General features: G+C 36.9%; 7 protein-coding genes. 6 read left to right on the forward strand and 1 reads right to left on the reverse strand.

Features of this window, described 5'->3' with window-relative positions; translation table 11 throughout:
• Positions 1–60: 60 nt before the first annotated feature.
• The 6 genes from DER71_RS02125 (at position 61) to DER71_RS02150 (ending at position 7,293) form a co-directional block, all read left to right on the forward strand.
• Entirely contained in the window at positions 61–1,257 is a 1,197-nt protein-coding gene (locus DER71_RS02125; RefSeq protein WP_114474242.1) for a M20 family metallopeptidase, read from the forward strand.
• 6 nt (positions 1,258–1,263) lie between these two features.
• Positions 1,264–2,559: an amidohydrolase gene (locus tag DER71_RS02130; RefSeq protein WP_114457413.1), complete on the forward strand. Its 1,296-nt coding sequence runs from the start codon at positions 1,264–1,266 to the stop codon at positions 2,557–2,559.
• Positions 2,560–2,775: 216 nt separating this feature from the next.
• The gene (locus DER71_RS02135) at positions 2,776–3,678 is read left to right on the forward strand and encodes a nucleoside hydrolase (RefSeq protein ID WP_114457414.1); all 903 of its coding nucleotides are present in this window, start codon (positions 2,776–2,778) and stop codon (positions 3,676–3,678) included.
• A 192-nt stretch (positions 3,679–3,870) separates the two neighbouring features.
• A complete protein-coding gene (locus tag DER71_RS02140) occupies positions 3,871–5,373 on the forward strand; it encodes an ABC transporter substrate-binding protein (protein ID WP_114474243.1) in 1,503 nt (500 codons plus the stop codon).
• A gap of 148 nt (positions 5,374–5,521) precedes the next feature.
• Positions 5,522–6,475, forward strand: a complete 954-nt coding sequence (locus DER71_RS02145) for an ABC transporter permease (protein WP_114457416.1) — start codon at positions 5,522–5,524, stop codon at positions 6,473–6,475.
• Entirely contained in the window at positions 6,475–7,293 is an 819-nt protein-coding gene (locus DER71_RS02150) for an ABC transporter permease (RefSeq protein WP_114474244.1), read from the forward strand. The genes DER71_RS02145 and DER71_RS02150 overlap by 1 nt, the downstream gene beginning before the upstream one ends.
• An 896-nt stretch (positions 7,294–8,189) precedes the next feature.
• Here the strand turns inward: DER71_RS02150 and DER71_RS02155 are convergent.
• The coding region (locus DER71_RS02155) for an integrase core domain-containing protein (protein WP_114474245.1) at positions 8,190–8,507 on the reverse strand (318 nt) is incomplete at its 5' end.

The raw sequence follows: 8,507 nt of genomic DNA on the forward strand, positions 1-8,507 counted from the left end.
TTAAGTAATCCAGGTGAATTTTAACTGTCTTTATTTTTTCAAAAAAAGGAGGTAGATTTTTTGTCTGCTAAAGAACTTAATGAGATGATTGTAGAAAAAGTAAACTCTTTGGAAAATTGGATGATTGAAATAAGAAGAGATATACACCGGCACCCAGAGCCAAGCCGCAGTGAGTTCAGAACTTCTAAAAAGGTAGAAGATATACTAAAAGATCTTGGTGTTGAAGTTAAAACTGGATTTTATAATACAGGTTTAACAGGTCTTATCAGAGGAAAGAAAAAAGGGAGGACACTTGCTTTTAGATTTGACATGGATGCACTTGAGATGGATGAAGAAACAGGGCTGGATTTTGCTTCTAAAAATGAAGGTGTTATGCATGCCTGTGGTCATGATGGTCATACTGCAGTGGGGCTGGCCTTGGCAAAAATTCTGGTGGATTTCAAAGAGGAGATAAACGGGAATATTAAACTGATCTTTCAGCCAGCCGAAGAAGATGCACCACATGGGGGAGGAGCTAAATATATGATTCAGGAAGGTGTACTGAGCGATCCGGATGTTTCTGCTGCTGTTGGAATTCACCTCTGGCCTGCACTGAAGCTGGGAGAAATCGGAGCAAAAACAGGGCCAATGATGGCAGCTTCAGATCCCATAACAGTTGAAGTAACCGGAAAAGGTGCCCATGCATCACTTCCCAATCTGGGTATTGACCCAGTTGTGGCTGCTGCACAGATCGTTAATAATCTCCAGACAATTGTCAGCAGAAATGTAGATCCTTTTGAACAGGCTGTGGTTACAATTGGTAAATTTATTGGTGGTACACGTTATAATACAATTCCGGGAAGAGTCAACTTAGAAGGAACTGTGCGGACATTTAACGAAGAGGTCAGAGATAAGGTAGAAAAAAGAATTAAACAAATTTGCGAAAAAACTGCTGAAGCAATGGGAGCATCAGCTGAGGTTGATTACAGCAGAGGCTATCCACCTACAGTAAATGATGAAAAAATGGTGAATCTGGCCGCCCGTTCTGCCAGAGATATTCTTGGGGAAGATGCTTTTGTGGATATAGATAGACCGGCTCCAGGTGGAGAAGATTTTGCATATTTCACAAAAGAAATTCCTTCAGTATATATGTGGCTTGGCTATTCGGAGGAAGATAAAGAAATATTTCCACCTCACAGTCCTAAATATAATTTTAACGAAAAAGCACTTTCTTATGGTGTTAGAGTGCTGAGCAGAATTGCATTAAATTGGAGATGATATCTTATGTATGATAATCAGGCTAAGTGGGAAGAACTGGAAAAGAAAATCATAAAATACAGGCGTGATTTTCATAAATATGCTGAAACAGGATGGACTGAATTTAGAACTGCATCCCGTGCTGCTGCCTATTTAGATAAACTCGGTTATGATATTAAATATGGAAGAGAAGTTTTTGGCGAGAAGAGCAGAATGGGGCTGCCTGGCGAAGAAGATTTGGAAAAACACTATCAGAGAGCTATCAAACAGGGAGCAGAAGAAGAATATGTTCAGGCTATGAAGGGTGGTTTTACAGGTGTTGTTGCTGAACTGGATAATGGTGCTGGCCCGGTAACAGCATTTCGATTTGACATGGATGCTGTAGATATAACAGAGAGTACTAATGAAGACCACTTACCTTTTAAAGAAGGTTTTGCTTCTGTAAACGAAAATGCCATGCATGCCTGTGGACATGACGGCCACACTTCTATTGGACTTGGACTGGCTGAAGTTTTGATGAACAATAGAGAAAAATTTTCCGGCAAGATAAAACTTATATTTCAGCCTGCAGAAGAAGGTGTTAGAGGAGCAAAATCAATGGCTGAATCTGGTATTGTTGATGATGTAGATTTTATTTTTGGTCTGCATCTTGGACTTGAAGCTGATTCGGGGGGAGAACTTTACCCTGGCAGTGAAGGATTTCTTGCTACTTCGAAATTTGATGCATTTTTTTCTGGAAGACCGGCTCATGCAGGGGCAAAACCGGAAGAAGGAAAAAATGCTTTACTTGCTGCAGCAAATGCAGCTTTGAACCTTCATGCCATTTCCCGCAGTAGTAAAGGAGTAACAAGAATTAATGTTGGCAAAATGAAAGCAGGATCAGGGAGAAATGTTATAGCATCTGATGCTCATCTTGTTATAGAAAGCAGGGGAGCAAGTTCTGAACTGAATAATTATATTTATGATAATGCGATAAGGATTTTAGAATCATCGGCGCATATGTATGATCTTCAAATTGAAGTTAAAGCAATGGGTGGTGCGGAAAGTGGAGAAAGTGATGAGGAATTAATAAAAGCAGTTAAAAATGCAGCCTTAAATATAAAAGTCTTCGAAAAAGTACATAATGAGAAAATGAATCTGGGAGGGAGTGAGGATTTCACTTATTTCCTTAAAAGGGTTGAACAGAGAGGTGGGAAAGGCTGCTATATTGCTCTTGGTACAGATCTTAAGGGAGGGCACCACACCAGGAAATTTGATATTGGTGAACAGGACTTGATTAACGGAGTTAAACTTCTTTCAGCTTTAATTCTGGAACTAACTTAAAATATATCTCCTTATTATACATTTTGCAGGCAGATTTGCCACTTAATAATAGATAAAAAATAAGTATAATAAATTAAAGGTAAACTAATTTGAAATATATTTTGATATATATGATGAAGGGATTTTTTGTTTTCTGTTGAACATTATTAATAAATGCGGAAATTTAAAAGAATATTAAATATACACGGAAATAAATAGATCTAAGAGGAGGATAAAATGAAAAAGGTTATATTTGATTGTGATAACACACTGGGACTAAAAAAGAAAGAAGTTGATGACGGACTGGCTTTTCTTTTTCTCCTCGGCAGAAAGGACATAGATCTGATGGGTATCAGCAGTGTTTTTGGCAATAGTTCTCTAAACAGAACTTTTGAAGTCACTGAAAAAATGCTTCAGGATTTTTCTTTAAAAGGCAGAATTCCGCATTTGAAGGGAGCAGAAGGACCAGGAGATTTTGATACAGAAGCAGCTGATTTTATGGCTGAAAAAGCAGCTGAAAACAAAGGAGAAATAACAATTATTGCAGCAGGCGCACTTACAAATTTGTATACTGCCTGGAAAAAAGACAGCAATTTTTTTAAAAATGTAAAAGAAATTATTGTTATGGGTGGTACAACAGATCCTCTCAATATTAGCAGTGAGATAATTCCCGAATTAAACCTGTCCTGTGACCCTGAGGCAGCCGAAAAAGTTTTGCAAGCAGATGTACCGGTTGCACTGATGACCGGTAATCTCTGTCTGGCGGCAAGATTTGGGGAAAAATCATGGCACCGAGTTGGTCGTTCACAGAATAAGCCTGTGCGTGCATATATAAAAGATAAAATTTCAGACTGGTACCAGTATTCGTCAGAAATAATTGGTCTGTCTGGATTTTATATGTGGGATGTTGTACCTGCAGTTTATATGATAGCCCCAGAACTGTTTTTGTATAATAAGTGTAAGTTGGTCTCTACAGCGGAAGATCTTAAAAATGGCAGGATCAAAACAGAAAAAACAGATGGTAAGCTTGCAGATGCTGCGGTTATAAACCTTCCGTCAACAATAATTGATACAAAAAGATTTAAAGATATTATTTTTGCAGCCTGGGATAATATAGAAATTGTTCCAGAGGGTTATTAAAAAGAGTCGGGATTCCGGCTCTTTTTTCTTTACGTTAATTTCAATTTCTGTTATACTTAAAAATAAAATAAAAAAATCATGGGGGTGAAAAAACTAATAAACAATTAAAATAGTGTCTGGTTGAGGGAAAAGAAAGGCAAATTTAGCAGGATATTTATAAAATTAAAATGAGAAGTTAGGAGTGAGTAATTGATGAAAAAGTTAATAATTTTATTAATTGTTTTAAGTATCAGTTTTTCTCTGACTGCAGCAGCACCACAGAATGGGGGTACACTGCTTGTTGGACTTGATGATGACCCACCAATGCTGGATCCACACATGTCAACAACCAGAGTGGACAGACAGGTTTTTATGAGTTTATATGACAGCCTGCTGAAACTTGATCCTGAACTAAATATTAAACCAGGACTGGCAGAAGATTGGGAAATAAGTGAGAATGGTACAAAATATATTTTTTATCTTCGCGATAATGTGGTTTTTCATGACGGAACAGATTTTGACGCAGAAGCAGTTAAATTTAATTTTGAAAGAATGCTTGATCCAGAACTTGGTTCTCCACGTAAAAGTGATCTGGATTTAATTGAAGAAATAGAGGTGGTTGACGAATATACAATCAGCCTTAAACTTTCTAAAGCATATGTCCCATTTTTGAGTACACTAACTGATAGAGCAGGAATGATGATTTCTCCAGCGGCTCTGGAAAAATATGGAGAAAACTTTCCGTCCCATCCTGTTGGCACAGGTCCTTTTAAATTTGTAGAAAGAGAAATGCAGGACAGGATAGTTTTAGAAAAAAATGAAAATTACTGGCAGGAAGGTCTTCCCTATCTGGATAAAGTTATTTATAAACCATTTACTGATGGTAATGTGAGGCTTGTAAATTTAACTTCAGGAGAGCTGGATTTGATAGATGAAGTTCCACCCAAAGATATAGAAAAATTAGCCGAAGATGACAGTATAAAAGTCAGCACAGTTAGTGGACTTGGATTTCAGGGAATCTGGATCAATAAAGCTGTAGAACCTTTCAGCAGTGATGCACTGACACAGGCACTAAATTACAGTATTAACCGTGATGCAATAGTGAATGTTGTTTTTGGAGAAGCAGCATTTCCGGCCCACAGCCCCTTTCCTCCTGGAACATCAGTACATGATGAGAGCAGAGAAGTGGTTCAGGTTAACACTGAAAAAGCAAAAGAACTGCTTAAAGAAGCTGGAAAAGCAGATGGATATGAATTTAATATGCTTGTATCACCAGAACCTACTGCAAAACAGACTGCACAGCTGATTCAGTCTATGGCTTCACAGGTAAGAATAAAAGTTAATATTGAACTGCTGGAATTTGGTACTCTGATAGACCGCCTTATGGCTACAAACTATCAGGCTGTTTTAGTTGGCTGGAGTGGAAGAGTAGATCCTGATGGAAACACCTATAGATTTTTTCACAGTGAAGGTTCAATGAATCAGAGCAATTATTCCAATCCAGAGGTAGATAAACTGCTTGATGCTGCCAGAATAGAAAGTGATCCAGCAAAAAGAAAAGAATTATATGGAAAGGTAGTAGAATATCTGGATAAAGAACTTCCATATATATTTGTATATCACCCTAAAGAACTAAAAGCACACAAAAATAGAGTAAATGGATTTACACCATATCCTGACGGTCTTATGAGGCTGCATGAAGTTTGGGTAGATTAACTGAGATTGTTTTGCTTAAAAATAAAGTGATATAAAAACAGAGTAAAACTGGATTTGCAGGCTATATTTAGTATTTGTCAATAATAAACCGAGTTAAATAAACCGAGTTATGTATAAACTAAATTAAGTTGAGTATAGGAGTAGATTTATGAGTAGATATTTAATACAGAGAATAATAATGATGATACCTGTTTTATTACTTGTTACAGTACTGATTTTTTCGCTAATACACTTAACTCCAGGAGATCCTGCCCTGATGATGCTGGGGCAGGAGGCCTCTCCTGAGGCACTGGAGGCACTGCGTGCCAGAATGGGACTTGACCGCCCTCTGGTTGTTCAGTATTTCAGCTGGCTAAAAAATGTGGTCAAAGGTGATCTTGGAACTTCTATCAGAGACAACCGCAGTGTAGCAGAAGCAATATTTAAAAAAATACCCATCACTTTAGAACTTGCACTTTTAGGTATTTTAATATCCATTGTGATTGCTATACCGGCAGGTATTATTTCTGCCGTAAAAAAAGGTACGGTTTTTGATTATTCCAGTACCCTGATAGCACTTGGAGGTATATCTATGCCCAGTTTTTGGGTGGGCATTTTGCTAATATATCTTTTTGCTGTTCAATTTAAAATTCTACCACCATCTGGTTATATTTCTCCATTTGAAGATTTATCACAGAATTTAAAACTGATGATTATGCCTTCACTTTCTCTCGGCATAAGAATGGCTGCTGTGACAATGAGAATGATGCGCTCCAGCCTGCTGAATGTGCTTCAGTCAGATTATGTTAGAACTGCAGCGGCCAAAGGACTTCCCGAATTTGTTGTTATATTAAAACATGCTGTCAGAAATTCACTTATTTCTGTAGTAACGGTTATTGGCCTGCAGATGTCAGCTTTTTTAGGTGGAGCTGTAATTACAGAGCAGATTTTTGCTATACCTGGATTTGGCAGGCTGGTTGTTCAGTCTATCTTTAATCGTGATTTCCCGATGCTGCAGGGTTCAATTTTAATAATGGCGATAATGGTTATTTTTGTTAATTTGGCAGTTGATATAACTTATTCCTTCCTTGATCCAAGAATATCTATTGGAGGTGGGGAATAATGTGGAATAAATTTAAAAGAAACAAACTTGCTTTAATTGCAGCAGCTGTCATATTTTTGGAAGTACTGCTGGCTATATTTGCTCCACTTATTGCACCATATGATCCGCGTGAGCCAGATTATGTAAATTTTCTTAAAGGTCCGGGAGAAAATCACCTGCTGGGTACCGATGATTTAGGCAGAGATGTGTTCAGCAGACTTATTTATGGGATTCGTGTTTCTCTGTCTGCAGGATTAATTTCTGTCTTGATTGCTCTAGCGGTTGGTATTCCCATCGGCTTAATTGCTGGTTATTACAGGGGATTTCTAGATGAATTTGTGATTATGAGATTTACAGATGCAATGATGTCTCTTCCTTCACTTGTTCTGGCCCTGGCTCTGAGTGCCATTATGGGAGCAGGTTTAAAAAATGCAATGATAGCTATTGGTATCATATTTACACCTAGGTATATAAGACTTGTAAGAGGGGAAGTTCTTTCTATTAAAGAAGCACAGTTTGTTGAGGCAGCAAAATCACTGGGTATGTCAGATATCAGAATTTTATTTAAGCATATTTTACCCAATATTATGAGTCCAATTCTGGTTCAGGCAACTCTGAGTATTGCATCAGGTATAATTGTAGAAGCAAGCCTGAGTTATCTGGGGCTGGGTACACAGCCGCCTATTCCAAGCTGGGGAACTATGCTGAGTACCGGACAGGGCTATCTGGATCAGGCACCGTGGATTGCACTTTCTTCCGGTATGGCAATCTTTATTTCAGTACTTGCCTTTAATCTGCTGGGGGATGGATTAAGAGATATGCTGGATCCCAAAATATAATCGACCTTAAAGTAAATAAGGCAGAATTAAAAATAAACAAAAATCCCTTTAAATTATATTATTATAACACTTTTTAAAGGGATTTTTACTGTATTGACATCCTCCCCGCCCGCTTTTCGTTTTTGTACAGCCCCTTTTAAATATAAGTCCGGTTTCTGCAAGCTGAGCTGCTCCCTAAATCTCAAAATATCGAGTTCTATATCGCGGGGACGGGGGGCCAGATTAAGTTGATCCTCTTCATCTGTGAGTGTTTTAGAATTATCAAAAGGGCTATCATCCAGGTCTAAAGGTATATTGTTTTCATAATAGATATTAAAATCAGAGTCAACCGTCTTAAGTAAAGAGACAGTTTCTTCTTTAATGATTTTTAATCAAGGGGTTCATCAATATCAGGTATTTTAACCTTATTAAGTCTTTTTTTAGAGAAGTTATCGATAGTAGTTTACCTTGTTATTTTTAGCTTTTCACTCGGATAGTATCACGAATTCAGGTATATAGATTTAATCAAGGTTATAACCTTGATTTACCTTGAGGTTCTAGGTATAATCAATATATACATAGTATTTCTAGATATTGTGGGTTATTATGATTATATCAAAAAAATTTATTTGCTGTTTCAGCAACACCACTTATTTTAGGTATTTTTAAAATTGTCATATTTATTATAAAAAGCTTAAAAGCAGCATTAGAATTGATAACGTCAAATAAAATATGATAGTTACCATAAAATGTAAGTAAATAGTAATAGAGCACCACTAATTTTAATTATAATGAAAAACTTAAGAATGTCAAAAGTTTGAAGATGTAAATAATGCTAAAAAATGGAATCAAATAAATATAGAAATCTAAAAGACTTAAACAGGATTTTCTAAAAGTTATTCAGAAAAAATATCTAGTTACTTATCAGTTTTGTTGATCCACCTGATAAGTTGAGCCCAGGATTCAATGGGCTGACCTCTTGAATCTTCAACTACTAGAGGAGCTTTGTTATCAAAAGAGCTATGAGGCTTTATATAGTTAAAATAAAGCTGATATAAAGTTATATGAGCAAGAGCACCATCAAAGGAACTAAAGCTTTTATGACGCTTGTAATGAGCTTTATAGGTGCCAAAGAAACGCTCGATGATGTTTTTATAGGGTCTGTAGATTTCATCGGAATTATCATCGTCAGTAAAAAGACCTTTGACCTGTCTGTGGTCTACATCGGTCTTCAA

Source organism: Halanaerobium sp. DL-01, from assembly GCF_003338615.1.
Classification (GTDB): domain Bacteria; phylum Bacillota; class Halanaerobiia; order Halanaerobiales; family Halanaerobiaceae; genus QPJE01.

Bases quoted from the DNA above. Each gene is read 5' to 3' on its own strand.
- DER71_RS02130 (WP_114457413.1), top strand. From the start codon at position 1,264: ATGTATGATAATCAGGCTAAGTGGGAAGAACTGGAAAAGAAAATCATA.
- DER71_RS02135 (WP_114457414.1), top strand. From the start codon at position 2,776: ATGAAAAAGGTTATATTTGATTGTGATAACACACTGGGACTAAAAAAG.
- DER71_RS02140 (WP_114474243.1), top strand. From the start codon at position 3,871: ATGAAAAAGTTAATAATTTTATTAATTGTTTTAAGTATCAGTTTTTCT.
- DER71_RS02145 (WP_114457416.1), top strand. From the start codon at position 5,522: ATGAGTAGATATTTAATACAGAGAATAATAATGATGATACCTGTTTTA.
- DER71_RS02150 (WP_114474244.1), top strand. From the start codon at position 6,475: ATGTGGAATAAATTTAAAAGAAACAAACTTGCTTTAATTGCAGCAGCT.